The organism is Streptomyces sp. NPDC052114 (assembly GCF_040680155.1).
In the GTDB taxonomy this organism is placed as follows: domain Bacteria; phylum Actinomycetota; class Actinomycetes; order Streptomycetales; family Streptomycetaceae; genus Streptomyces.
In genome coordinates, this window is record NZ_JBFAWC010000018.1 from 42,225 (window position 1) to 67,637 (window position 25,413).

Here is a 25,413-nt window from a genome sequence, read left to right on the forward strand (position 1 = left end):
CATCGCCCGGGACGGGCCTCGCCCAGGACGTCACCCCTCAGGGCTTGACCGACCGGTAGTAGTCGCGCGCGCCCTCGTGCAGGGGCAGCGGGTCCGTGAACAGGGCGGTGCGCAGATCCACCAGCTGGGCCGCGTGCACCTCGTCGCCGATGTGGTCGCGGCTGTCGATGACGGTGCGCGTCAGCCGCGACGTCAGGTCGGCGCGGGTGCGGTCGGTGGTCACCAGGAGGTTCGCCACCGCCAGCGTCGGCACGGCGGAACCCCGCTGGGCCGCCGGATAGGCGTCCGCCGGCATCGTCGCGGCCCGGTAGTAGCGCGAGGCGCCGCCCTGCTTGTGCAGCGCGTCGACGAGGTAGCCGAGCTTCACGAGGCGGACGTCCATCTTCTCCGAGAGCACCCGCACGGAGGTCGTCGGCAGCCCGCCCGACCAGAAGAAGGCCTGGATGTCACCGCGCTTCAGGAGGTCCGGCATGGTGTCGATGCCGGCCGCCACCGGCTCGATGTCCGTGGCCGGGTCCAGCCCCGCCGCGTCGAGCACACGGTCCGCTATCAGCCGCACGCCCGAGCGATCCTGCCCCACCGCCACGCGCTTGCCCCGCAGGTCCGCTACGGAGTCGATGTCCGAGTTCCGGGGCACCACGAGCTGTACGTAGTCGTCGTAGAGCCGCACGCACCCGCGCAGCCGCTCCCACCCCGGTGCGCCTTCGAGGCGGTACTTCTCGACCGCGTCGGCGGCCGCGATGGTGAAGTCGGACTTCCCGGTGGCCACCCGCTCGACGTTCTGCTGCGAGCCCTCGCTGTTGAGGAGGTTCACGTCGACCTTCGGCATGTCCCGCGAGATCTCCGTCTCCAAGAGCTTGCCGTACCGCTCGTAGACGCCGTTCTGCACACCCGTGCTGAACGTCATCGGGCCCTTCGGAGAGTCCTCGCCCATGGGCAGCAGCCACCACAGCAGCAGCCCGAACACCACGAGCGCCGCGGTCGAGCCCTGCAGGGCGCGGCGCCTGCTGATGCGGGGGAGTGCCTGGAACATGCGCGCGATCCTGCCAGCCCACTCACCGTGCTGACCAGGGGCGCGGTCACACTGTGTGTTCCCGGTGCCCGGCCCTTGGGCGCCCACAGGGAATCCGCGGGCACGCGCGCGTGGCGACCCCGTACCCTGGAGGGCGAGATGAGCGCGAAGACTTACGAGGTGCGCACCTACGGGTGCCAGATGAACGTCCATGACTCCGAGCGGCTCTCCGGGCTGCTGGAGGACGCCGGTTACGTACGTGCGCCCGAAGGGGCGGACGGCGACGCCGACGTCGTCGTCTTCAACACGTGCGCCGTGCGCGAGAACGCCGACAACCGTCTGTACGGCAATCTCGGCCGCCTGGCGCCGATGAAGACCAAGCGTCCGGGGATGCAGATCGCCGTCGGTGGCTGCCTGGCCCAGAAGGACCGCGACACCATCGTCAAGAAGGCGCCCTGGGTCGACGTCGTCTTCGGCACGCACAACATCGGCAAGCTGCCGGTCCTCCTGGAGCGCGCCCGCGTCCAGGAAGAGGCGCAGGTCGAGATCGCCGAGTCCCTCGAGGCCTTCCCGTCGACGCTGCCGACCCGCCGCGAGAGCGCGTACGCGGCCTGGGTCTCCATCTCCGTCGGCTGCAACAACACCTGCACCTTCTGCATCGTCCCCGCGCTGCGCGGCAAGGAGAAGGACCGCAGGACCGGCGACATCCTCGCGGAGATCGAGGCGCTCGTCGGCGAGGGCGTCTCCGAGATCACCCTCCTCGGGCAGAACGTGAACGCGTACGGCTCGGACATCGGCGACCGCGAGGCCTTCAGCAAGCTGCTGCGCGCCTGCGGACAGATCGAGGGCCTGGAGCGCGTGCGCTTCACCTCCCCGCACCCGCGCGACTTCACCGACGACGTGATCGCCGCCATGGCCGAGACGCCGAACGTGATGCCGCAGCTCCACATGCCGCTGCAGTCCGGCTCGGACCCCGTCCTCAAGGCGATGCGCCGCTCGTACCGCCAGGAGCGCTTCCTGGCGATCATCGAGAAGGTCCGCGCCGCGATGCCGGACGCCGCGATCTCCACCGACATCATCGTGGGCTTCCCCGGTGAGACCGAGGAGGACTTCGAGCAGACGATGCACGTGGTCCGCGAGGCCCGCTTCGCCAACGCCTTCACCTTCCAGTACTCCAAGCGCCCCGGGACCCCGGCCGCGACGATGGAGGACCAGATCCCCAAGGAGGTCGTCCAGTCGCGTTACGAACGCCTGGTCGCGCTCCAGGAGGAGATCTCCTGGGAGGAGAACAAGAAGCAGGTCGGCCGGACCCTGGAGCTGATGGTCGCCGAGGGCGAGGGCCGCAAGGACGGCACCACGCACCGCCTCTCCGGCCGCGCTCCCGACAACCGCCTGGTCCACTTCACCAAGCCGGACGCCCCGGTGCGCCCCGGTGACGTCGTGACGGTCGAGATCACCTACGCCGCCCCGCACCACCTGCTCGCCGAGGGCGCCGTGCTGAGCGTGCGTCCCACGCGCGCGGGGGACGCCTGGGAGAAGCGCCAGGCCGAGGCGGCCGCGAAGCCCGCGGGCGTGATGCTGGGCCTGCCGAAGATCGGCGTCCCCGAGCCGCTCCCTGTGGCGACGGGCAGCGGTTGCGGCTGCGACTGACTGTCGCGACGCGCGGCGGCTGCGGCTGCGACTGACCCGGACGGCGCGCCCGCCTGGCCTGACCGTGTGCTGCTGACGCGAGCGGCGAACCGCCGGAGGCCGGGCCGGTGCGCGGCCCCCGGTCCACCGGACCGGGACGTACCCGCCGCCCCGGTCGACGGCGGGCGTTACGCTGCGGATCATGCTTGTCGCCGCCGCCGTCTGCCCCTGTCCGCCGCTGCTCGTCCCCGAGGTCGCCGCAGGCGCCGCTCCTGAACTGGAGGCCGCGCGCGCGGCGTGCACGGACGCCGTCGGAGTCCTCGCCGCCGCCCGGCCCGACCGCCTCGTCGTGGTCGGCCCCGCCGGGCCGAGCGGGCGCGGACGCCATCCGCAGGGCGCGCGCGGGTCCTTCAAGGGCTTCGGCGTGGACCTCGACGTACGCCTGGGAGACGCGTCGGACGAGGCCGCGGAGCGTGAGCTTCCGACGTCGCTCGCCGTGGCCGGCTGGCTGCTGGGCCGCACGCGGTGGTCGACCGCTCCGCTGGAAGGTCTCGGCGTGGGGGAACCGATTGCCGCCGAGCGGTGTATTCAAGTCGGGGAAGAGATCGGGGCGCGGGCCGACCGGGTGGCCCTGCTGGTGATGGGCGACGCCAGCGCGTGCCGCACGCTGAAGGCGCCGGGCTATCTCGACGAGCGGGCGGCCGGCTTCGACGCGGAGGTCGCGCGTGCCCTCGGCGCGGCCGACGTGGCGGCGCTGAAGGCGCTGGACGCCGCTCTCGCGCACGAACTGAAGGCGGCGGGCCGTGCCCCGTGGCAGGTGCTCGCCGGTGCGGCGGAGGGCGCCACGCTGAGCGGCGAGCTGCTCTACGAGGACGCGCCGTACGGCGTGGGCTATCTGGTGGCGGCCTGGTCGTAGCGGGCCGCGGCCGACGGCGTGGCCATAGCGGTCCGCTGGAGGCCCGGCCGCAGCGGCCTGCCTGCGGCGCCGTCGGTCCTGCTCCCGGCGCGCGGCGACGGCCGCGAAGCGTCACGCTTCACGGCCGTCCGCCGATGCTGATCAGGGAGCCGGCGACGACGGAGGCGGCGGGGTGCTGCCGCCCGTGTCCTTGCCCTCGTCCGTCCCGGCGAGGCGGTCCACGGCGTCCTTCGCCTTGCCCGTGCCCGTCTGGATCTTGTCGCTGTACTTGCCCTTGGTCTTTTCGTCGACCACCTTCGCGGCCTTGTCCAGACCCTGGTCGATCTTGTCCCCGTGCTGCTGCGCGAGGTCAGAGACCTTGTCCTTGGCAGGGGCCAGCTTGGCTTTCAATTGGTCCAGGAAGCCCATGGGTTCACCTTCCCTCGCTGGGGGTCACTTGCGGGCGCTCTCACCGGCCTCGTTGTCGGCCGCTTCCTCGGCGGACTGCTGCTTCGGGATCTCCACGCCCTCCGCGGCGGCCGTCTCGGTGGCCTCCGCCGGCTTGTCCTCGGCAGCGCTCTCGGCATCCGTGTCGGCCTCGGCGGCGGGCTTCTCATCGGCCGAGGCCTCGGGGGAGCCCTCGGCCTCTTCCGGCTCTGCCGTCAGTGTGGCGGCGGCCGCCTCGGTCGTTGACGCTTCTTCGCTGTCCTTGCTCTTCCGGCGGAAACGTGCAAAAACGCCCATATCTACTCCATACGTTACTCGTGTGGGCGAAATCCCGCCCCGCCCGGTGCGTCCCATTGCGTCGCCCGGGTCATCGGTCCTGGAAACCGGCGGCCGGAACCTCGCAACAGGCAACGACCCGTGAGCCGTGCCGTCACGTAGCTCGTTCGGGAAGAGCGCGAGGGGTTTGCGAGACTGGGACGGTGAGTAGCGCAGCTCCCGCCCCGCGGGTCATCGCCGTCGTCGGTCCGACCGCGGCAGGAAAGTCCGATCTGGGTGTATTTCTCGCCCAGCGCCTCGGCGGCGAAGTCGTCAACGCCGACTCCATGCAGCTCTACCGAGGGATGGACATCGGCACCGCCAAGCTGACGCCCGAGGAGCGCGGCGGGGTGCCCCACCACCTCCTGGACATCTGGGACGTCACGGAGGCCGCCAGCGTGGCCGAGTACCAGAAGCTGGCCCGCGCGGAGATCGACCGGCTCCTCGCCGAGGGGCGCTGGCCGATCCTGGTCGGCGGCTCCGGCCTGTACGTCAGGGGGGCCGTGGACCACCTGGACTTCCCCGGCACCGACCCCGCCGTGCGGGCCCGCCTGGAGGAGGAGCTCGCTCTCCGCGGCCCCGGAGCGCTGCACGCCCGTCTCGCCGCCGCCGACCCGGACGCGGGCAAGGCCATCCTGCCCAGCAACGGCCGCCGGATCGTCCGTGCCCTTGAGGTCATCGAGATCACCGGCAAGCCCTTCACCGCCAACCTCCCCCGCCACGAGTCCGTCTACGACACCGTCCAGATCGGCGTCGACGTGGCCCGCCCCGAACTCGACGAACGCATCACCACGCGCGTGGACCGTATGTGGGAGGCGGGCCTGGTCGACGAGGTGCGCACGCTGGAGGCACAGGGGCTGCGCGAGGGGCTCACGGCGTCGCGTGCCCTGGGCTATCAGCAGGTGCTCGCGGCGCTCGCGGGGGAGTGCACGGAGGACGAGGCGCGCGCCGAGACCGTGCGCGCCACCAAGCGCTTCGCGCGCCGCCAGGATTCATGGTTCCGCCGCGATCCCCGGGTGCACTGGCTCAGTGGGGCCGTGGCCGATCGCGGGGAACTCCCGGCACGCGCACTGGCGTTGGTCGAACGACCGGTCACAGCCTGATCACGTGATGGCATCGGGACGCTCCGGCGGTCATCCCGGCACCTGACGGCGTGCCATCATCGACCATCGATCGACCAGTGGAGTCCGAAGTGGGAGGGCGCGTGGCGATGGAGGCCGGCCCTCGTGACACCGCGCATGACGACGGTGAGCAACTGAGCCCCGACGGGCCCGACGACGTACCCGGCGGCGTGACGGACGACGGCCCCGGCCCGGACGAGATGGCACCCGAGGCCGAGGTCGAGGTCGAGCTGCGCCCGCAGCGTCGCCTGCGGATCTGGCAGCTCGCGCCGATCGTGGTCCTCGCCGCGCTCGGCTCCCTGATGTTCGCCTTCCCGCTGGCCTTCGAGTTCGGCGGCGGCGGTGGCGGCGGGGCCGGCGACGGCGGCGCCGTGGTCGCCATGCTCGGGCTGCTGATCAGCTGCTGCGCGGCCGGCTGGGGCATGATGGCCGCCCGCCGCGTGGGGCACACCTGGCCCGGACTGCCCGAGCGCGGCTCCGGCCGCCGTCCGGACTGGCGGGTCGTCGCCCTGTACGCCCTGCTGTTCCTCGGCGCCGTCGTCCTCGCCGTGTGGCGGGTGGCCCGGCTGCGTTCCTGACGCGGCCGTACGGAGCCCTGACGGCACCGGCGGACCGCGTGTCGTACCCACCCCGTACGATCGAGGAATGAGCACGCGGATCGCCTTCCTCAAGGGGCACGGGACCGAGAACGACTTCGTGATCATCCCCGACCCCGACAACGCCATCGAGCTGTCCCCGGCCGCCGTGGCCGCCCTGTGCGACCGCCGCGCGGGCATCGGTGGCGACGGCCTCCTCCATGTCGTACGCTCCGCCGCCCACCCCGAGGCGCGTCATCTGGCCGACCGCGCCGAATGGTTCATGGACTACCGCAACGGCGACGGGTCGGTCGCCGAGATGTGCGGCAATGGAGTGCGCGTCTTCGCGCGCTACCTCCAGCGCGCCGGGCACGCGGGCGAGGGCGACCTGGCCGTCGCCACCCGCGGCGGCGTGAAGACCGTGCACATCGCCAAGGAGGAGTCCGGCGGCGAGATCACCGTCGGGATGGGCAAGGCCCTGCTCCCCGAAGGGGACGTCACCGTCTCGGTGGACGACCACCAGTGGCCCGCGCGCAACGTGAACATGGGCAATCCGCACGCGGTCGCCTTCGTGGCCGACCTCTCCGAAGCGGGCAAGCTCTACGACGCCCCGCCCTTCAGCCCCGCCTCCGCCTACCCGTCGGGGGTGAACGTGGAGTTCGTCGTCGACCGCGGCCCCCGCCACGTCGCCATGCGCGTGTACGAGCGCGGCGCGGGCGAGACCCGCTCCTGCGGCACGGGCGCGTGCGCCGTGGCCGTGGCGGCGGCCCGCAGGGACGGCGTGGACCCGGCCGTGACGGGAGCCCCGGCGACGTACACCGTCGACCTGCCCGGCGGACGCCTGGTGATCACCGAGCGGCCCGACGGCGAGATCGAGATGACGGGCCCCGCGGTGATCGTCGCCGAAGGCGAGATCGCGTCCGAATGGCTCGAAACGGCAATCGCGTGAACTGTCGCTCGAATGGGTGATCCGTTTCACGCTCGGCGAGAGGCGGTCAGCACCGCGTGATGGGCTCGGTAGCATCAAGCACCGGCCCGGACGGAGCGCGCCTCCGTCCGCTCACCGCCGGTCGGAGCAGCCGGAGGTGCCCATGAGTGCGGAGGCCACGAACCCTGCCACGTCCGGGCCCGTGACGCCCGGGGCCCCACGCAGGCGCGGCCGCGCCCGGATCGACCTGCGCAGGCTCGGCCGTGCCGCCCTGCTCGGCTCCGGCACGCGCGACCGTCTCCCCGACGCGATCGGCCATGTGGCGGAGGCCCACCGCGGCCATTACCCGGACGCCGACCTGGAGCCGCTGCGCCGTGCCTACGTCCTCGCGGAGTCCTCGCACCGCGGTCAGATGCGCAAGAGCGGCGAGCCGTACATCACGCACCCGCTCGCGGTCACGCTGATCCTCGCCCAGCTCGGCGCGGAGATCACGACGCTGACGGCGTCCCTCCTCCACGACACGGTCGAGGACACGGACGTGACCCTGGACCAGGTGCGGGACGAGTTCGGCGACGACGTCTGCTATTTGGTCGACGGCGTCACCAAGCTCGAAAAGGTCGACTACGGAGCGGCGGCCGAGCCGGAGACGTTCCGCAAGATGCTCGTCGCCACCGGCAACGACGTACGCGTCATGTCGATCAAACTCGCCGACCGTCTGCACAACATGCGCACCCTCGGTGTCATGCGCCCCGAGAAACAGGCCCGCATCGCCAAGGTCACCCGGGACGTGCTCATCCCGCTGGCCGAGCGCCTCGGCGTCCAGGCGCTCAAGACCGAGCTGGAGGACCTCGTCTTCGCGATCCTCCACCCCGAGGAATGCACCCAGGTCAAGGCGCTGATCGCCGCCAACGCCGCGTGCGAGGGGGACCCCCTGGGGGACATCGCGGGCGAGGTGCGCGGGGTGCTGCGCGACGCCGGCATCACGGCCGAAGTCCTCATCAGGCCCCGGCACTTCGTCTCCGTGCACCGGGTGCACCGCAGGCGGGGCGAGCTGCGCGCGTCGGACTACGGCCGCCTCCTCGTGCTCGTGAACGAGGACGCCGACTGCTACGGCGTCCTCGGCGAGCTGCACACCTGCTTCACGCCGGTCGTCTCGGAGTTCAAGGACTTCATCGCCGTACCGAAGTTCAACCTCTACCAATCGCTGCACACGGCCGTGGCCCGCCCCGACGGCGAGGTGGCCGAAGTACTCATCCGTACGCACCAGATGCACCGGGTCGCCGAGGCGGGCGTCGTCTCCCTGCGCAATCCCTACGCTCCTCCTTCGGAGGAGCCGTCCGACAGCGCCGAGGACGAGCGCGTGGACCCGACCAGGCCCGGCTGGCTCTCGCGGCTCCTCGACTGGCAGGAGGCCGCCCCCGACCCGGACACGTTCTGGTCGACGCTGCGCGAGGACCTCGCCCAGGACCGCGAGATCGCCGTCTTCCGGCCCGACGGCGGCACGCTGGGGCTGCCCGCGGGCGCCACCTGCGTCGACGCCGCGTACGCCCAGTACGGCGAGGACGCGCACGCCTGCATCGGCGCCCGCGTCAACGGCCGCCTGGCGACGCTCAGCACGGTCCTGCGCGACGGCGACACGGTGCAGCTCCTCATGGGCCAGGACACCGCGTCGGGGCCCTCACGCGAGTGGCTGGAGCACGCGCGTACGCCCGCCGCGCGGATCGCCATCCGGCGCTGGCTCACCGCGCATCCGGCACCGGCGGCGTCCTCGCCCGCGCCGTCGGGACAGCGCCCGCCCCAGCAGCCGCCGGTGGCCGCGCCCAGGCCGGAGGCCCCCGACACCCTGCGCCCGGCCGTGGCGAACGCCGTCGTGGACCGCGAGGGCGCGACCGTCCGCCTCGCGGGATGCTGTACGCCGGTGCCGCCCGACGACGTCACCGCCTTCGCCGTCCGCGGCGGCGTCGTCACCGTCCATCGCGTCGGCTGTCCCGCCGTCGAGCGCATGAAGGAAGTGGGGCGCGCGGAGATCGGCGTGCGCTGGGGGGACACCGCGGAGTGCAGGGTCACTCTGATCGCCGAATCGTTCGGCCGGGCGCATCTGCTCGCGGACCTCACGGAAGCGATCGCCCTCGAAGGGGTGGCGATCATCTCCGCGACCGTGGAGCCGCCGACCCAGCAGCGCGTGCGCCACACGTACACGCTCCAACTCCCGGACGCGGCCCACCTTCCGGGCCTGATGCGGGCGATGCGCGCGGTGCCCGGCGTGTACGACGTGAGCCGCGCCCAGCACTCGGCGGCAGCCGCCCACTGAGGGCCTCTCGGCCCCGGCCGCGGCCCCGGCGACGACTCGTTCGAGTGGCCCGGCGCGCGCCGTCACCCGACGGAAGGTCCGCGCTGATAGCGGTAGTTCATGCTGCTCACCCCAGGAGGCACGGCCTCACCGCCGAAGTCCCTCCGCACCTCCCGCATCGCCACCGCGCTGATCGTGGCGACCGCTTCAGCCGCTCTCGTCGCGGCGACCGCGCCGTCACCGGCCACCCCGCTCGGCATCGGCGACCCGCTCTTCCCGCACCTGGGCAACCCCGGCTACGACGTGGCGTCGTACGACATCGCGTTCACCTATCACGGTGACAACAAGAAGCCGCTGGACGCCATCACCAAGATCGACGCACGGGCGACCGCGCCCCTGGAGCGGGTGAACCTCGACTTCACGCACGGAACCGTCCGCTCCGTGGAGGTCGACGGCCGGCGCGCACGCTTCGACAGCTCCGGCGAGGACCTCGTCGTCACCCCCGCCGAGCCCGTCCGGTCCGGCGAACGGATGCGGATCACCGTCCGGCACACCAGCGACCCCATGCCGTCCAAGGACGCCGAGGGCGGCTGGGTGCGCACCGGCGACGGGCTCGCCATGGCCAACCAGGCCGACGCCGCCCACCTGGTCTTTCCGTGCAACGACCACCCCGCCGACAAGGCGCGGTTCACGTTCCGGATCACCGCTCCGAAGGGCCTCACCGCCGTCGCCAACGGCCTTCCGATCGCCAAGACCCGGCATGGCGGCACCACCACCTGGGCGTACCGCACCCACCACCCGATGGCGACCGAGCTGGCGCAGGTGTCGATCGGCCGCTCCAGCGTGCTGCACCGCACGGGACCGCACGGCCTGCTCGTGCGCGACGTGGTGCCCACCAAGGACCGCGCGGTCCTGGAGCCCTGGCTGAAGAAGACGCCCGGCCAGATCGAGTGGATGGAAGAGAAGATCGGCCGCTACCCGTTCGAGGCCTACGGGGTCCTGATCGCCGAGGCGCAGACCGGTTTCGAGCTGGAGACACAGACGCTCTCTCTCTTCGAGAGAGAGCTGTTCACGCGTCCCGAGTACCCGGAGTGGTACGTCGACTCGATCATGGTGCACGAGCTGGCACACCAGTGGTTCGGCGACAGCGTGAGCCCGCGCTCCTGGTCGGACCTGTGGCTCAACGAAGGCCACGCCACCTGGTACGAGGCGCTCTACGCCGAGGAGCAGGCGAAGCACTCCCAGGCGAAGCAGTCCCTGAAGGACCGCATGCGGGACGCCTACCGCCAGTCGGACGCCTGGCGCGCGGCCGGCGGACCGCCCGCCCGGCCGCAGCGGCCCGCACCGGGGCAGAAGATCAGCATCTTCCGTCCCGTCGTCTACGACGGCAGCGCCCTGGTCCTGTACGCCCTGCGCCAGGAGATCGGGCAGCAGGCCTTCGAGCGGCTGGAGCGCGTATGGGTCCGCACCCACCGTGACGGCAACGCCGCGACCACCGACTTCGTGCGGCTGGCCTCCTGGATCTCCGGGCGTGACCTGGGCGCCTTCTTCGACGCCTGGCTGTACGGGGAGAAAACGCCGCCCATGCCGGGGCATCCCGACTGGGTTTCCGGGAAATAACCCGGATGACGAGACGTGCCGTGCCGTGCAACCATCTTCAGGTCGACGGCGCGGCCCGTCCGGGACATCCCCTCGGGGACTTCTCAGGGGCGGCTCCGGACGGTTCGGGGAATCTCCGGACCACCTCGGGCGTTGACGACTGTGACGGGTGACGCATCCGTCCGCATTCCCATCGACGAAACGACGTAAGGACCCAATGACCTCCTCTTCTTCCCCTTCCCAGGACGCACAGAGCTTCGCGCAGAACTACCCCGAAGGTCTTCGGGCCGATGCCCTGATGGAAGAGGACGTCGCCTGGAGCCACGAGATCGACGGAGAGCGGGACGGCGATCAGTTCGACCGCTCCGAGCGCGCGGCCCTGCGCCGCGTCGCTGGCCTCTCCACCGAGCTCGAGGACGTCACCGAAGTCGAGTACCGACAGCTCCGTCTGGAGCGCGTCGTACTCGTCGGCGTCTGGACTTCGGGAACGGTCCAGGATGCGGAGAACTCCCTCGCCGAGCTGGCCGCCCTCGCCGAGACGGCGGGTGCGCTCGTCCTCGACGGCGTCGTCCAGCGCCGCGACAAGCCCGACCCGGCCACGTACATCGGTTCCGGCAAGGCCCTGGAACTGCGCGACATCGTGCTCGAGACCGGAGCCGACACCGTCGTCTGCGACGGTGAGCTGAGCCCCGGCCAGCTGATCCACCTCGAAGACGTCGTCAAGGTCAAGGTGGTCGACCGGACCGCCCTGATCCTCGACATCTTCGCCCAGCACGCCAAGTCCCGAGAGGGCAAGGCGCAGGTCGCCCTGGCACAGATGCAGTACATGCTGCCGAGGCTCCGCGGCTGGGGTCAGTCGCTCTCCCGTCAGATGGGTGGCGGCGGCGGTGGTGGCATGGCCACCCGCGGTCCCGGTGAGACCAAGATCGAGACGGACCGGCGACGGATCCGCGAGAAGATGGCGAAGATGCGCCGGGAGATCGCGGAGATGAAGACGGGCCGCGACATCAAGCGCCAGGAGCGCCGACGCAACAAGGTGCCCTCGGTCGCCATCGCCGGGTACACGAACGCCGGCAAGTCCTCCCTGCTCAACCGCCTCACGGGCGCGGGTGTCCTGGTGGAGAACGCACTGTTCGCCACCCTCGACCCCACCGTCCGCCGGGCCGAGACGCCGAGCGGCCGGGTCTACACCCTGGCCGACACCGTCGGGTTCGTGCGCCATCTGCCGCACCACCTCGTCGAGGCGTTCCGCTCCACGATGGAGGAGGTCGGCGACTCCGACCTGATCCTGCACGTGGTCGACGGTTCGCACCCGGTGCCGGAGGAGCAGCTGGCAGCCGTGCGCGAGGTCATCCGCGACGTGGGCGCCACCGATGTGCCCGAGATCGTGGTGATCAACAAGGCGGACGCCGCGGACCCGCTGGTCCTGCAGCGCCTCCTGCGCAACGAGAAGCACGCGATCGCGGTCTCCGCGCGCACCGGCGTCGGCATCGACGAGCTCCTCGGGCTCATCGACACCGAGCTGCCGCGGCCCGAGGTCGAGATCGAGGCCCTCGTTCCGTACACGCACGGCCAGCTCGTCTCGCGTGCGCACGCCGAGGGCGAGGTGCTCTCCGAGGAGCACACCGCCGAGGGCACCCTGCTCAAGGCGCAGGTGCACGAGGAACTCGCCGCGGAGCTCGCTCCGTACGCGATGGCCACGCGCTGATCATGGCGTAGTGCGGCCGGGCCCACGGTCCGGTGACGCACGGACGTAGGCCCGCCCCCTGCATCAGGGGGCGGGCCTACGTCGTGTCATGTGTGGCGTACGGCTACTGCGCGCCGTACCTCTTGCTCATCATGTCGTAGACCTGCTCGGCGCCACGGCCGAGCTGCGGTCCCGCGAGCCAGGTGTTCTCGGCCGGACCGATCGAGGTGTTCGACACGAGCTTCGTCTTGTCGCCCACCACACGGAACCAGCCACCGCCGGACGAACCGCCGGTCATGGTGCAGCCGATGCGGTACATCGTCGGCAGCGACGGCGACAGCGACAGACGCCCCGGCCGGTCGACGCACTTGTGCATGATCAGGCCGTTGTACGGCGGGGCGGCGGGGTAGCCCCAGGCGCCCATCGAGCCCGCGCTCTGCGCGGACGGCGTCGAGAAGTCGACGTCGAGCGCGTTGCCGACGGTCTCCTCCAGGGACTTGGTGCCCTGCTCCGGCTTCACGTGCATGACGGCGTAGTCGTACGTCGCGCCGGCGCCGCCCGTCGGACCGCCCTCGCTGATCCACTCGTTGGAGGTCGAGACCCAGTCCGCCCAGTACTGGCCGTAGGGGGCGATCTCCTGCGGGGCCGCGTTGCGCAGATCGGCCTCGGACTTGCCCAGGTCGTTGTAGGACGGGACGAAGGCGATGTTGCGGTACCAGCCGCCGTTCTTGCCGGCGTGCACGCAGTGGCCCGCGGTCCACACGAGGTTGGACTTGCCCGGGTTGCGCGGGTCCTTCACGACCGTGCCGGAGCAGACCATCGAACCCTCGGGGGAGTCGAAGAAGATCTTCCCGACGGGGGCCGCGTTCTCGTGGTACGGCGTCTTCTCGCGCTTGGCCTGGACCGGGGTCGGCTCGGGGTCGGTCGCGCCCTGATCGGCGGTCGCGTCCTTCGCGGCGATCGTCTTGTTCGGGTCCTTGGCCTTCTTCATCCGCTCGGGCTTCCAGAGCCCCTCGATGACCGGGTTGGCGAAGTCCTTGGCCTCGCGCAGCCAGTCGTCCTTGTCCCAGTTCTTCCAGGCGCCGCCCTTCCAGTCGTCCAGGTCGATGCCGTTCTTCTTGAGCTTGTCGGCGAGGCTGTCGGGAAGCTTGGAACCGGAATCGGATCCGTCGGCTCCCTGCGACGCGGTGGCGTCGGGCTTGTCGCTCGCGTTGTCCTCGCTCGGACCACAGGCCGTGGCGGTGAGCGCCAGGGTCGCTGCGAGCCCGGTGGCGGCGAGTGCGACGCGCCGCGCACGACTGCGCGCGAACGGCACACGAGTGGAACGCATGGTGCTGGTACCCCCGATAGAAACGTGTGTTTGCCATGTACGTGTCACATGCTGGCGTGGATGCTCCGGAGAACCCCGCCTTGACACAACACCCCACTATGCCTGTGAGGTTGGGGACGAACGACGGCGGGGTCGTGAAGGTTTCCGGTTCCCCGCCGCCGTACGGCTCCTGCTGAACCCGCTGGTGGCCGCGTGCGGCCGACGGCGCGCCCGCGACGGCCGACTACTTGTCGGCGAACTTCTCGCTGACCGCGGTGTAGATGCCCTTGGCCTCCTTGCCCAGGCGCGGGCCGGCCAGCCAGCCCGCCGTCACCGGGCCGATGGAGGTGTTCGACACCAGCGCGGGCTTGCCGTCCTGGCCCTCGGCGACCCAGCCACCGCCGGACGAACCACCGGTCATGGTGCAGCCGACGCGGTACATCGTCGGGTCGGGCTTGGTCAGCGAGAGACGGCCCGGCTTGTCGGCGCACTGGAACAGCTTCTGGCCGTCGTACGGGGGCGCGGCCGGGTAGCCGGTCGCCGTCATCTCGGCGATCTTGGGCACTGCCGGAGCGTTGAAGTCCACGGGGAGCGCGGAACCGACCGTCTCCTCCAGCGACTTGCCCTCGCTGCCCTTCTCCGGCTTCACGTGAATGACCGCGAAGTCGTACGGCGCACCCGCGCCGCCCGTCGGGCCGCCCTGCTCGATCCACTGGTCGGAGGTCTGCGCCCAGTCACCCCACCAGACGCCGTACGGGGCGACCTCTTCCTTGGGGGCGTTCTGCAGTTCCGCGGCCGACTTGCCGCTGTTGTTGTACGAGGGGACGAAGACCATGTTGCGGTACCAGCCGCCCTTGGCGCCCGCGTGCACGCAGTGGCCGGCGGTCCACACCATGTTGGACTTGCCCGGGTGGGCCGGGTCCTTGACGACGGTCGCGGAGCAGACCATCGAACCCTCGGGGCTGTCGAAGAAGAGCTTGCCCGACTCGGCGGCCTGGTCGTGGTACGGAGCCTTCACGGCCGCCGCCTGCACGGGCTCGGGAGTCGGGTCGGTGACGCCCTGGTCACCGGAGATGTCGTTGTCGTCGACGCCCCGGTCGGGGTTCTTGTCGGCGTCCCGCATCCGGTCCGGGTCCCACAGGTCCTCGATGATCGGGTTGAAGAAGTCACCGGCCTCGCGCAGCCAGTCGTCCTTGTTCCACTTCTTCCAGGCGCCGTTCTTCCAGTCGTCCAGGTCGACCCCGTTCTCCTTCAGCTTGTCCTTCCAGGCGTCCGGAATCTGGATCTTGTCGTCGCCGTTGCTGCCGCCGGGCTGCGACGCGGACGAGTCGCCGCCGGCGTTGTCCTCGCTGGGGCCACAGGCCGTGGCGGTGAGTACGAGCGCCGCGCCGAGCGCCACCGAGGCCGCCACAGGGGAGGTTCTGGTGCGTCCGCTCTTCCTGCTGCGAACGGTGAAGAGCGGACGTATGGGTCGCATCGTGAGAATCCCCCTGGGCCTCGAAATCGTTCCAAAGTGCTGAACATCGCTGTACATCAAGGTGCGGAACACCCGTTGCCACTGATGCGGCACCCCCATGTGCCCGTTTGCTCGGATTTGCTCAGGGGAGCGGTGTGTTCGTTGCTGATGAACGGCACCCCACACTATGCCGGTGCCGTTGGGGACGGCCGACGGAACGGCAACGGTTCCGTCACGGCAAGGATCTTCCGATGACCCGTGTTCCTCCGGGGCTCTCGTCGTTGGTACGTACGGGGGAGTCGCGGCCTGCGTTCATCCCCTGCCCTTTGGCCCGCGCGCTCGCCCGTATGGAGCTCTCCGGAGCGGCAACCGGCGGACGCGCTCGTTCCGCAGCGGGAGGACCAACAGTCGTGGCCGTGACCGAGCCTGCGTCGGCAGCGGTGTCCGCAACTCATTCCGTGCCGAACTCTGTTTCGAGCCCCGTGCCGAGTCCCGTGTCGAACTCGGAGGGGCACTCCGCGGCGCAGCCCGCGACTCACCCGACAGGGGACACGGCGGCGCAGACCGGTGTGCAGCCGGGAGGGCGACCAGGGGCGCAGACCTTGCGGAACTCCACGGCCCAGGAGGGGATCCTGCGGCGCCAGTCGGCGCGCGAATCGGCGGCGCGCACCTATGCGCGAGCGCTGCCGATCGTGCCGGTCCGGGCGCGCGGCCTGACGATCGAGGGCGCCGACGGACGCCGCTACCTCGACTGCCTCTCGGGCGCCGGCACCCTGGCCCTCGGGCACAACCACCCCGTGGTCCTCGAAGCGATCAGAAAGGTCCTCGACTCGGGGGCACCGCTGCACGTCCTCGACCTGGCAACCCCGGTCAAGGACGCTTTCACCACCGAGCTGTTCCGCACCCTGCCGCGCGGTCTCGCCGACCGCGCGCGGATCCAGTTCTGCGGACCCGCAGGGACGGACGCGGTGGAAGCGGCGCTGAAACTGGTCCGCGCCGCCACCGGCCGCGCCGGCGTGCTCGCCTTCACCGGCGCCTACCACGGGATGACCGCCGGGGCGCTCGAAGCATCCGGCGGCGCACAGGACGTACGCGTCGCACGCCTGCCCTATCCGCAGGACTACCGCTGCCCGTTCGGCCTCGGCGGCGCACACGGCGCCGAACTCTCCGCCCGGTGGGCCGAGAGCCTCCTCGACGACACCAAGTCGGGCGTACCGCAACCCGCCGGCATGATCCTCGAACCCGTCCAGGGCGAGGGCGGAGTCCTCCCGGCCCCCGACGCCTGGCTCCGGCGGATGCGCGAGATCACCGCCGCACGCGGCATCCCACTCATCGCGGACGAGGTGCAGACGGGCGTCGGACGCACCGGAGCCTTCTGGGCCGTCGAGCACAGCGGCGTCGTCCCCGACGTGATGGTGCTCTCCAAGGCGATCGGCGGCAGCCTCCCGCTGGCCGTCGTGATCTACCGCGACGACCTTGACGTCTGGCCGCCCGGCGCCCACGCCGGCACGTTCCGCGGCAACCAACTCGCCATGGCCGCGGGCACGGCGACCCTCGCGTACGTCCGCGAGAACGGCCTCGCCGAGCGCGCCGCCACCCTCGGCGCCCGCATGCTCTCCCAACTCCGCTCCCTGGCCGCGGACCACCCTTGCATCGGAGAGGTTCGGGGCAGGGGACTGATGATCGGGGTGGAACTGGTGGATCCGGGCGGGAGCCGGACGGCTACCCGTGGAGCTGGGATGACGAGCGACGCCGGTGGAGCGACGGCGTGTGGAGGCGAGCCGACGACGAACGGAGGCGCGGGAGCGATGATCCCGTCGCAGACCGCACCCGGCCGGGGAGGCGAGGCCTCGGCCGCACCCCCGGAATCCGCCCGTAGGGGCGCCACGCCCACCGCGTCCACCGCGCTCTCCGCGTCCCCCGCGCTTTCCGAAGCCCCGGACGGCCTCCCCTTCACCGCACAGCCCCACCCGCCGGCACCCGAACTGGCCGCCGCCGTACAGCGCGAGTGCCTGAGCCGAGGCCTCATCGTCGAGTTGGGCGGCCGCCACTCCAGCGTCGTCAGACTGCTACCGCCCCTGACCATCACCGACGAACAGGCCGCCGCGGTCCTCGACCGCCTCGCCGACGCACTGGCCACCGCGGCGCGCGCCCACCACGGACAACCGAACGGATGACCAAGACGGACCCAGGTCGTCCCCGGCGGTCGTCCTCCGCCGAGTACAGCCCGATCCCGTCGCCATACGGAGCTCGAACAACCTCACAAGGAAGCCCTCTTGAACGCCACCCCCGCATCCGAAGGCCGTCCCCACCCTCACGCCTCAGGCGCGTGCGGCACCCAAAGCTCACTGGTGGCGGAGTCCGGTACGGTCCCCCGGCAGAAGGGTGGCGGCCAGGAGGCCGAACGCCTGCGCGGCACGTCCACCGACCTGCTGGAGCACCCCGACCCGCACACCGCCGCGCAGGCAGCGGCCGTCGAGAACCTGCTGCGCTGCTGGGTCAGGGAGAACAACCTCCCCGCCCCGGACCACGGCGCCCTGCGTATCCCGCTCGACGCCAGCGGAACGGCCCTGCTCGTCCCCGTGCACTACTGGTCGGCCACCGGCTGGCACCGCTTCGGCCTGCCCTACCTCGCGGACGGCCCGGCAAGCGCCCCTCCCGTCGACGCCGTCACCGTCGCCGCCCTCCTCGGCCGCGAGTCCGCCCGCCGCCGCACCGCGAATCCCTCCCTCACGGGCCCGGCGGGACCCGCAGAGGCGGCGGGAGTAGCGGGAGAGGGCACGCCCGCAGACGGCTCGGGCACCCGGGATGGGGCACGCGAGTCGAGCGAGTCAGGCAAACCGAGCAAGTCGGGTCCTCAGGGTCGGCCGGGGCAGCCGGTTCGGCCGGGTCGGTCGGGGCAGCCGGGTACGCCGGACGGCGTGGTCGGTGGGGATGACTCAGCGGACGCACCCGGCACGGCCGGGGGCGAGGGCCTGGCCGACTCACCCGACGCGGACGGCGCAACTCACGCCGACAGCCCACCCCACGCCGACAGCCCACCCCACGTACACACCTCCCTCGCTCCCGTCGACGGCGCCGACCTGGTCGGCCGCGTCGCCGACTCCGTCCGTCGCACCGCAGAGTTCATCGCCGACCGCCGCAGCACGCCCGGTGACAGCCCTGACCTCTTCCTCGCCGCTGAACAGTCGTTGCTCCTCGGCCACCCCCTGCATCCGACCCCCAAAAGCCGCGAGGGTCTGTCCGACACCGAATCCCGCCTCTACTCACCCGAGCTGCGAGGTGCTTTCGCCCTGCACTGGCTGGCCGTCGACCGCTCGGTGCTCGCTTCCGACTCGGCCTGGACCGAGCGCGGCCGCACCGTCTCCGCCGAGCAGCTGACCGCCCGCCTCGCCGGCCCCGACCTGTCACTGCCGGACGACCGCGTCGCCCTGCCCGTACACCCCTGGCAGATCCGCGAACTCCGGCACCGCCCCGCTGCCGCCGACCTCCTGGACGCCGGACTCCTCCAAGACCTCGGCCCACACGGCACCCCCTGGCACCCCACCTCCTCCGTACGCACCCTGTACAGCTCCGGCGCGGCCGCCATGCTGAAGCTCTCCCTCGGCCTGCGCATCACCAACTCCCGTCGAGAGAACCTCCGCAAGGAACTCCACCGCGGCGTCGAGGTCCACCGGCTGCTGCGCAGCGGCCTCGCCGAGGAGTGGCAGTCGGTCCACCCAGGCTTCGACGTGGTCCGTGACCCCGCGTGGCTCGCCGTCACCGGATCCGACGGCGCACCCGTACCCGGACTCGACGTCATGATCCGCCACAACCCCTTCGGCCCCGGCGACGACGCCACCTGCATCGCCGGGCTCGTCTCCCCCAGACCGTCGGCGCTCTCCGCAGGGCACGACCGCCGTCCGATGCACTCCAGGCTCTGCGAGACCGTCACCCGGCTCGCCGGACGAACGGGCCGTCCCCGAGGAGCCGTCGCCACCGAGTGGTTCCTGCGCTACCTCGAGACCGTCGTCCGTCCTGTGCTGTGGCTGGACAGCGAGGCGGGCGTCGCCCTGGAGGCGCACCAACAGAACACCATCCTCCTGCTCGACCCCGACGGCTGGCCCGTGGGCGGCCGCTACCGCGACAACCAGGGCTACTACTTCCGCGAGTCCCGGCGCGCCGAACTCGACCGAAGGCTCCCCGGCATCGGCCAGGACAGCGACACCTTCGTCTCCGACGAGGTCACGAACGAGCGGTTCGCCTACTACCTCGGCATCAACAACGTGCTAGGCCTCATCGGAGCCTTCGGCGCGGAACGGCTGGCGGACGAGAAGCTGTTGCTCGCCGCCTTCCGCCGCTTCCTCCGCGACGTCGCCTCGGGACCCGAGAGGCTGCGCACCCCACTGCCCGCGACCCTGCTCGACTCGCCCGTACTGCGGTGCAAGGCCAACCTGCTGACCCGGCTGCACGGCCTCGACGAGCTCGTCGGCCCGGTCGACACCCAGTCCGTCTACGTCACCATCGCCAACCCCCTTCATTCCTGAGGAACATGCCCCACCTCTTCTGACAGGAGCGATGCCGTGCCCCCCACCGACGCGAGCACCGACACCGGGACCGAATCCGCCACCGCCGGCGCCGACGGCACGGACACCCTCGACCTGCGCCTGCCCGACGAGCTCGTCGCCCTGCTGGCCGCCGAGGGTGACGGGCCGGCTGCCGTGGCGGGGAACGATCTCCTGGACGGCGTCGGCGGATGGGGTCCGGTCACCACCGCGGCCGGCGTCTTCCAGCTCGTACCTGTACGTCTCGAACGCGACCTCTCTCTGATCAGCCGATGGATGAACGACCCTGCGGTGGCGGCGTTCTGGGACCTAGCGGGGCCCGAGGCAGTCACGGAGGCCCACCTGCGCCCCCAGCTGGAAGGCGACGGACGCAGCGTCCCCTGTCTGGGCGCACTGGAGGGCACACCGATGAGCTACTGGGAGATCTACCGGGCGGACCTCGACCCGCTCGCCCGTCACTACCCCGCACGTCCGCACGACACCGGAATCCACCTCCTCATCGGGGGTGTCGCCAACCGTGGCCGCGGCCTGGGCACTTCGCTGCTCAGAGCGGTGGCCGACCTCGTCCTCGACCACCGTCCTGCTTGCGCACGCGTCGTAGCAGAACCCGACCTACGTAACACCCCCTCCGTCTCAGCATTTCTGAGCGCTGGCTTCCGCTTCTCGGCAGAAGTGGATCTGCCCGACAAACGAGCGGCACTCATGGTCCGCGACCGGGCCCTGCGCGCCGTCCTCTGACCCGATCACTTTTGATACACCGCTCGACCCGATCCGGTTCCCTCCCTGAGGAGTTCTCGTGCCGAATCCGTCCGCCAGCCAGATTTCCCGCCCCGCCGCGGAGCTCTACGACCCGCCCGAGCTGACCCAGGACAGATGGCAAGGGGCCGGGCGCCGTCTCCTCGCCAAGATGATCGGCGAGTTCGCGTACGAGGAGATCATCCGGCCCATGCCGGCGGCGGAAGGAGGTGAAGGCACCTACCGGCTTCCCCTTGAACCTCCCGAACCGGACGGATCCGCGGGCGCGTCCGAGGACCGCGGAGGCAACTGCCTCACCTTCCGGGCGCGCCGCGGCTCGTACGGCAGTTGGTACGTCGACACGGCAGGGCTGGCCCTAGCCGAGGGCGAGGACCCGGCGCTCCCCTTCGGGGACCCGCTGCGATTCCTCGTCCTGGCCCGTCGGACCCTGGGCCTGGACGGTGCCACGCTCGGCCACCTCATCCGCGAACTCACCGTCACGCTCAGCGCCGACGCCCGCATCGCCCACACGGCCCTCAGCGCCGCCCAGCTCGCCGACCTCGGCTACGCGGACCTCGAAGGACACCAGACCGGCCACCCCTGGCTCGTCCTCAACAAGGGACGCATCGGCTTCTCCGCGAGCGACACCGATCAGTGGGCCCCCGAGGCCCGCCGCGCCACGACGCTCCCATGGATCGCCGTCCACACCGATCTCGCCGTGTACCGGGGAGTCGGGGGACTGGACACCGCGCAGCGGCTCTACGACCGCGAACTTCCCCCCGACATCCAGCAATCCTTCGAGGACTTACTCCGCGCGCGGGGATGCGACCCCCAGGAGTATCTCTACCTTCCGGTGCACCCCTGGCAGTGGGACGAGGTCGTACTTCCGCTCTTCGCCTCGACCGTCGCGTCCGACGCCATCGTCCCGCTCTGCAGCGATGGTGATCTGCGCCTTCCCCAGCAGTCCATCCGCACGTTCCTCAACGTCTCCCGGCCCGACCGGCACACCGTGAAGCTGCCGCTGTCGGTCCTCAACACCCTGGTGTGGCGCGGTCTGCCCACGGAGCGCACGGTCGCGGCGCCCGCCGTCACGGCATGGATGCACGCCCTGCGCGACACCGACCCCTTCCTGCGCGACGAGTGCGGAGTGATCCTTCTGGGCGAAGTGGCATCGGTGGCCGTCAAGCACCCGGAGTACGACGGTCTTGCCGAAGTCCCCTACCAGTACAGGGAACTGCTCGGCGCCATCTGGCGCGAACCGATCACCCGCTACCTCGCCCCGGGAGAGCGTGCCCGCACCCTCGCCTCGCTACTGCACACCGACCCCGACGGCAGGGCCTTCGTCGCCGAGCTCGTCGAACGTTCCGGCCTGGCGCCCGCCGTCTGGCTGCGCCGCCTCTTCGCCGCCCTGATGCCGCCACTGCTGGAGTTCCTCTACCGCTACGGCACGGTGTTCTCCCCTCACGGAGAGAACACCATCGTCGTCTTCGACGACAAGGAGGTGCCTGCCAGGCTCGCGGTGAAGGACTTCGTGGACGACGTCAACGTGAGCGCGGTACCGCTTCCCGAGCACGCCTCGATGCCGGCCGACGTGCGCGACGTACTGCTGACCGAGCCCCCCGGGTTCCTCACGCAGTTCATCCACTCCGGCCTCTTCGTAGGCGTCTTCCGCTACCTCGCGCCGCTGTACGAGCAACAACTGGGCGTCACGGAGGCCGACTTCTGGTCACTCCTACGGACCGAGATCCTCAGGCACCAGGCGCGCGCCCCGGAGCTGAAGGAGCGGTACGAGATGTTCGACCTGCTCACGCCCCGTATCGAGCGGCTGTGCCTCAACCGGAACCGCCTCCACCTCGACGGATACCGAGACCGCCCCCAGCGCCCGCACGCCGCGGTGCACGGCACCGTGCCCAACCCCCTCCATCAGCATTGATCGCCGGATTGTCAGTGGGGCACCGTAGGGTGGTCGGGCTATGACGAAGCCCTCCCTCCCCGAGCTCCTGCACGCCGCCGTCACCGCTGTCGGCGGCACGGAACGCCCTGGCCAGGTGTCCATGGCCGAGGCCGTCGCCGAGGTGATCGACGACGGCTCCCACCTGCTGGTCCAGGCCGGTACCGGCACGGGTAAATCCCTCGGCTATCTGGTCCCGGCGTTGGCGCACGGAGAGCGTGTGGTGGTCGCCACGGCCACCCTCGCCCTCCAGCGCCAGCTCGTGGAGCGGGACCTGCCGCGCACGGTGGACGCACTGCATCCGCTGCTCCGCCGCCGCCCCCAGTTCGCGATGCTCAAGGGCCGCTCGAACTATCTCTGCCTGCATCGCCTCCACGAGGGCGTGCCGCAGGAAGAGGAGGAGGGACTGTTCGACCAGTTCGAGGCGGCCGCTCCCACCAGCAAGCTGGGCCAGGACCTGCTGAGGATGCGGGACTGGGCGGACGAGACCGAGACCGGCGACCGCGACGACCTCACCCCGGGGGTCTCCGACCGCGCCTGGGCGCAGGTGTCGGTCTCCTCCAGGGAGTGCCTCGGCGCCTCGAAGTGTGCCTACGGAGCGGAGTGCTTCGCCGAAGCGGCCCGTGAGCGCGCCAAGCTCTCCGAGGTCGTCGTCACGAACCACGCGCTGCTCGCGATCGACGCCATCGAGGGCGCCCCGGTCCTGCCCCAGCACGAAGTGCTGATCGTGGACGAGGCCCATGAGCTGGTGTCCCGTGTGACCGGCGTGGCCACGGGGGAGCTGACCCCCGGGCAGGTCAACCGTGCCGTGCGCCGCGCGGCCAAGCTCGTCAACGAAAAGGCGGCCGACCAGCTGCAGACCGCATCGGAGGGCTTCGAGCGGGTGATGGAGCTGGCTCTGCCCGGCCGCCTGGAAGAGGTCCCCGAAGACCTCGGGTACGCGCTCATGGCTCTGCGTGACGCCGCCCGCACGGTGATCACTGCGATTGGTTCGACCCGGGACAAGTCGGTCCAGGACGAGGACGCGGTCCGCAAGCAGGCGCTCGCCTCGGTGGAGACGATCCACAGTGTCGCGGAGCGCATCACGAACGGCTCCGAGTACGACGTCGTCTGGTACGAGCGCCACGACCGCTTCGGCGCCTCCCTGCGGGTGGCCCCCATGTCCGTGTCGGGGCTCCTCAGGGAGAAGCTCTTCGCCGACCGTTCGGTGATCCTCACCTCCGCCACCCTCAAGCTCGGCGGTGACTTCAACGGGGTCGGGGCCTCGCTGGGCCTGGCCCCCGAGGGCACCGAGTCCGAGGACGCCCCTGTCTGGAAGGGCCTCGACGTCGGCTCACCGTTCGACTACGGCAAGCAGGGCATCCTGTACGTCGCCAAGCACCTGGCCCGCCCGGGGCGCGAGGGCACTCGCAGCGACATGCTCGATGAGCTGGCCGAGCTGATCGAGGCGGCCGGCGGGCGCACGCTCGGGCTGTTCTCCTCGATGCGTGCGGCCCAGAGCGCCGCCGAGGAGCTGCGGGAGCGCCTGGACATGCCGATCCTCCTGCAGGGCGAGGAGACCCTGGGCGAGCTGATCAAGGGGTTCGCCGCGGACCCGCAGACCTGTCTCTTCGGGACGCTCTCGCTCTGGCAGGGCGTCGATGTGCCGGGTCCCAGCTGCCAACTGGTGATCATGGACAAGATCCCGTTCCCACGCCCCGACGATCCGTTGATGAGCGCGCGCCAGAAGGCGGTCGACGATGCCGGGGGCAACGGCTTCATGGCCGTCGCGGCCACACATGCGGCCCTTCTGATGGCGCAGGGCGCGGGGCGTCTCGTACGTGCGTCGGGGGACCGGGGAGTGGTCGCCGTCCTGGACCCCCGTCTGGCCACCGCGCGCTACGGAAGCTATCTGAAGGCTTCGCTGCCCGATTTCTGGTACACGACGGACCGTAATCAGGCGCGGCGCTCCCTGGCCGCGATCGATGCCGCGGCGAAGGCGGAGGAAGCCTAGGACTCCTCGGGTGCCGCCGCTGTGGCGGCACCTTCGCGGATCCGGAGCCCCGGACGCGGCAGGGGCCCCGGAAGACGCAGCAGGGCCCCGGAACCGGCGCAGTTGGTCCCGGGGCCCGGTCAGGGGCGGAGGCTCACACCCGCCGCAGCACCGCGACCACCTTGCCGAGAATCGTCGCCTCGTCACCGGGGATCGGCTGGTATGCGGAGTTGTGCGGGAGCAGCCAGACGTGCCCGTCCTCGCGCTTGAAGCGCTTGACCGTGGCTTCGCCGTCCAGCATGGCGGCCACGATGTCGCCGTTCTCCGCGACGGGCTGGCGGCGCACCGTGACCCAGTCGCCGTCGCAGATCGCGGCCTCGATCATCGAGTCGCCGACGACCTTGAGCACGAAGAGCTCACCGTCACCCACGAGCTGCCGGGGGAGGGGGAAGACGTCCTCCACCGACTCCTCGGCGAGGATCGGGCCACCGGCTGCGATGCGGCCGACGAGCGGGACGTACGAAGCGGCCGGCTTGCCGGTGGTGTCCGTGGGCTGGCTGCTCGGCTGATCCGAACCACGCACCTCGTACGCGCGCGGGCGGTGCGGGTCGCGGCGCAGGAAGCCCTTGCGCTCCAGAGCCATCAGCTGGTGGGCGACCGAGGAGGTGCTGGACAGTCCGACCGCCTGGCCGATCTCCCGCATCGACGGCGGGTAGCCACGTCGCTGCACGGAGTCCCTGATGACCTCGATCACCCGGCGCTGCCGGTCGGTGAGGCCGGAGCTGTCGGCGCGGATTCCTGGAGGTCGGCCCGGCAGGGAGCGGGTGGGCTTGGGCCCCTCCTGGTTCGTGGCTGCGTCATTCATGGCATGCACCGGCTCGAGTCGGCTCTGGGAGCGGTCCTGGGCAGTGATGGTGGCGCTGTCTGCGGTGGTGGTCACGTCGGTCG

Annotated in this window: 19 protein-coding genes; 13 read left to right on the forward strand and 6 right to left on the reverse strand. The window is 71.1% G+C overall.

Annotation, left to right across the window (positions count from 1 at the left end; translation table 11 throughout):
- Positions 1-37: 37 nt before the first annotated feature.
- Positions 38-1,033 carry a TAXI family TRAP transporter solute-binding subunit gene (locus AB0L89_RS32285; RefSeq protein ID WP_365148933.1) on the reverse strand — a complete coding sequence of 332 codons (996 nt, stop codon included), beginning with the start codon at positions 1,031-1,033 and terminating at the stop codon, positions 38-40.
- Positions 1,034-1,171: 138 nt separating this feature from the next.
- Here AB0L89_RS32285 and miaB point away from each other — a divergent pair, with 138 nt between their 5' ends.
- Both miaB and AB0L89_RS32295 read left to right on the forward strand, forming a co-directional pair.
- On the forward strand, positions 1,172-2,662 hold the full coding sequence (gene miaB / locus AB0L89_RS32290) for a tRNA (N6-isopentenyl adenosine(37)-C2)-methylthiotransferase MiaB (RefSeq protein WP_365148936.1): 1,491 nt from the start codon (positions 1,172-1,174) through the stop codon (positions 2,660-2,662).
- Between the two features lie 181 nt (positions 2,663-2,843).
- Positions 2,844-3,557 carry a class III extradiol dioxygenase subunit B-like domain-containing protein gene (locus AB0L89_RS32295; protein ID WP_365148939.1) on the forward strand — a complete coding sequence of 238 codons (714 nt, stop codon included), beginning with the start codon at positions 2,844-2,846 and terminating at the stop codon, positions 3,555-3,557.
- 141 nt (positions 3,558-3,698) lie between these two features.
- Here AB0L89_RS32295 and AB0L89_RS32300 read toward each other — a convergent pair whose 3' ends face one another.
- A complete protein-coding gene (locus tag AB0L89_RS32300; protein ID WP_365148942.1) occupies positions 3,699-3,965 on the reverse strand; it encodes an antitoxin in 267 nt (88 codons plus the stop codon).
- A 24-nt stretch (positions 3,966-3,989) separates the two neighbouring features.
- Positions 3,990-4,280 (reverse strand): hypothetical protein, encoded by a 291-nt coding sequence (locus AB0L89_RS32305; RefSeq protein ID WP_365148944.1) that lies wholly within the window; start codon positions 4,278-4,280, stop codon positions 3,990-3,992.
- Positions 4,281-4,462: 182 nt separating this feature from the next.
- Between AB0L89_RS32305 and miaA the strand changes: the two genes are divergently transcribed.
- The 6 genes from miaA to hflX all read left to right on the forward strand — a co-directional run bounded on the left by miaA (position 4,463) and on the right by hflX (position 12,519).
- Entirely contained in the window at positions 4,463-5,401 is a 939-nt protein-coding gene (gene miaA / locus AB0L89_RS32310; protein ID WP_365148947.1) for a tRNA (adenosine(37)-N6)-dimethylallyltransferase MiaA, read from the forward strand.
- Positions 5,402-5,508: 107 nt separating this feature from the next.
- Positions 5,509-5,997, forward strand: coding sequence for a hypothetical protein (locus tag AB0L89_RS32315; protein ID WP_365149216.1), 489 nt, complete (start codon positions 5,509-5,511; stop codon positions 5,995-5,997).
- Between the two features lie 67 nt (positions 5,998-6,064).
- Positions 6,065-6,943, forward strand: a complete 879-nt coding sequence (gene dapF, locus AB0L89_RS32320; protein ID WP_365148950.1) for a diaminopimelate epimerase — start codon at positions 6,065-6,067, stop codon at positions 6,941-6,943.
- 142 nt (positions 6,944-7,085) lie between these two features.
- Positions 7,086-9,233 (forward strand): HD domain-containing protein, encoded by a 2,148-nt coding sequence (locus tag AB0L89_RS32325; RefSeq protein ID WP_365148953.1) that lies wholly within the window; start codon positions 7,086-7,088, stop codon positions 9,231-9,233.
- A gap of 99 nt (positions 9,234-9,332) precedes the next feature.
- Entirely contained in the window at positions 9,333-10,832 is a 1,500-nt protein-coding gene (locus AB0L89_RS32330) for a M1 family metallopeptidase (protein WP_365148956.1), read from the forward strand.
- Between the two features lie 196 nt (positions 10,833-11,028).
- Positions 11,029-12,519: a GTPase HflX gene (gene hflX / locus AB0L89_RS32335; protein ID WP_365148959.1), complete on the forward strand. Its 1,491-nt coding sequence runs from the start codon at positions 11,029-11,031 to the stop codon at positions 12,517-12,519.
- A gap of 103 nt (positions 12,520-12,622) precedes the next feature.
- On the opposite strand, the gene AB0L89_RS32340 is transcribed toward hflX, so the two are convergent.
- Both AB0L89_RS32340 and AB0L89_RS32345 read right to left on the reverse strand, forming a co-directional pair.
- Complete coding sequence (locus AB0L89_RS32340; RefSeq protein ID WP_365148962.1) at positions 12,623-13,828, reverse strand: hypothetical protein; 1,206 nt, start codon at positions 13,826-13,828, stop codon at positions 12,623-12,625.
- 223 nt (positions 13,829-14,051) lie between these two features.
- A complete protein-coding gene (locus tag AB0L89_RS32345) occupies positions 14,052-15,284 on the reverse strand; it encodes a hypothetical protein (protein ID WP_365148965.1) in 1,233 nt (410 codons plus the stop codon).
- A 581-nt stretch (positions 15,285-15,865) separates the two neighbouring features.
- Between AB0L89_RS32345 and AB0L89_RS32350 the strand changes: the two genes are divergently transcribed.
- From AB0L89_RS32350 to AB0L89_RS32370, 5 genes are all read left to right on the forward strand, one after another.
- Positions 15,866-17,440 (forward strand): diaminobutyrate--2-oxoglutarate transaminase family protein, encoded by a 1,575-nt coding sequence (locus AB0L89_RS32350; RefSeq protein WP_365148968.1) that lies wholly within the window; start codon positions 15,866-15,868, stop codon positions 17,438-17,440.
- A gap of 174 nt (positions 17,441-17,614) precedes the next feature.
- Complete coding sequence (locus AB0L89_RS32355) at positions 17,615-19,789, forward strand: IucA/IucC family protein (protein WP_365148971.1); 2,175 nt, start codon at positions 17,615-17,617, stop codon at positions 19,787-19,789.
- Between the two features lie 36 nt (positions 19,790-19,825).
- Positions 19,826-20,545 (forward strand): GNAT family N-acetyltransferase, encoded by a 720-nt coding sequence (locus AB0L89_RS32360; protein WP_365148974.1) that lies wholly within the window; start codon positions 19,826-19,828, stop codon positions 20,543-20,545.
- Between the two features lie 58 nt (positions 20,546-20,603).
- Entirely contained in the window at positions 20,604-22,475 is a 1,872-nt protein-coding gene (locus AB0L89_RS32365; protein ID WP_365148977.1) for an IucA/IucC family siderophore biosynthesis protein, read from the forward strand.
- Positions 22,476-22,515: 40 nt separating this feature from the next.
- The gene (locus AB0L89_RS32370) at positions 22,516-24,486 is read left to right on the forward strand and encodes an ATP-dependent DNA helicase (RefSeq protein WP_365148980.1); all 1,971 of its coding nucleotides are present in this window, start codon (positions 22,516-22,518) and stop codon (positions 24,484-24,486) included.
- Positions 24,487-24,619: 133 nt separating this feature from the next.
- On the opposite strand, the gene lexA is transcribed toward AB0L89_RS32370, so the two are convergent.
- Complete coding sequence (gene lexA / locus AB0L89_RS32375) at positions 24,620-25,405, reverse strand: transcriptional repressor LexA (protein ID WP_030778599.1); 786 nt, start codon at positions 25,403-25,405, stop codon at positions 24,620-24,622.
- Positions 25,406-25,413 lie beyond the last annotated feature (8 nt).

Coding starts and splice junctions, on each gene's coding strand:
- AB0L89_RS32285 (WP_365148933.1), bottom strand. CDS start 1,033: ATGTTCCAGGCACTCCCCCGCATCAGCAGGCGCCGCGCCCTGCAGGGC.
- miaB (WP_365148936.1), top strand. CDS start 1,172: ATGAGCGCGAAGACTTACGAGGTGCGCACCTACGGGTGCCAGATGAAC.
- AB0L89_RS32295 (WP_365148939.1), top strand. CDS start 2,844: ATGCTTGTCGCCGCCGCCGTCTGCCCCTGTCCGCCGCTGCTCGTCCCC.
- AB0L89_RS32300 (WP_365148942.1), bottom strand. CDS start 3,965: ATGGGCTTCCTGGACCAATTGAAAGCCAAGCTGGCCCCTGCCAAGGAC.
- AB0L89_RS32305 (WP_365148944.1), bottom strand. CDS start 4,280: ATGGGCGTTTTTGCACGTTTCCGCCGGAAGAGCAAGGACAGCGAAGAA.
- AB0L89_RS32315 (WP_365149216.1), top strand. CDS start 5,509: ATGGAGGCCGGCCCTCGTGACACCGCGCATGACGACGGTGAGCAACTG.
- dapF (WP_365148950.1), top strand. CDS start 6,065: ATGAGCACGCGGATCGCCTTCCTCAAGGGGCACGGGACCGAGAACGAC.
- AB0L89_RS32325 (WP_365148953.1), top strand. CDS start 7,086: ATGAGTGCGGAGGCCACGAACCCTGCCACGTCCGGGCCCGTGACGCCC.
- AB0L89_RS32330 (WP_365148956.1), top strand. CDS start 9,333: ATGCTGCTCACCCCAGGAGGCACGGCCTCACCGCCGAAGTCCCTCCGC.
- hflX (WP_365148959.1), top strand. CDS start 11,029: ATGACCTCCTCTTCTTCCCCTTCCCAGGACGCACAGAGCTTCGCGCAG.
- AB0L89_RS32340 (WP_365148962.1), bottom strand. CDS start 13,828: ATGCGTTCCACTCGTGTGCCGTTCGCGCGCAGTCGTGCGCGGCGCGTC.
- AB0L89_RS32345 (WP_365148965.1), bottom strand. CDS start 15,284: ATGCGACCCATACGTCCGCTCTTCACCGTTCGCAGCAGGAAGAGCGGA.
- AB0L89_RS32370 (WP_365148980.1), top strand. CDS start 22,516: ATGACGAAGCCCTCCCTCCCCGAGCTCCTGCACGCCGCCGTCACCGCT.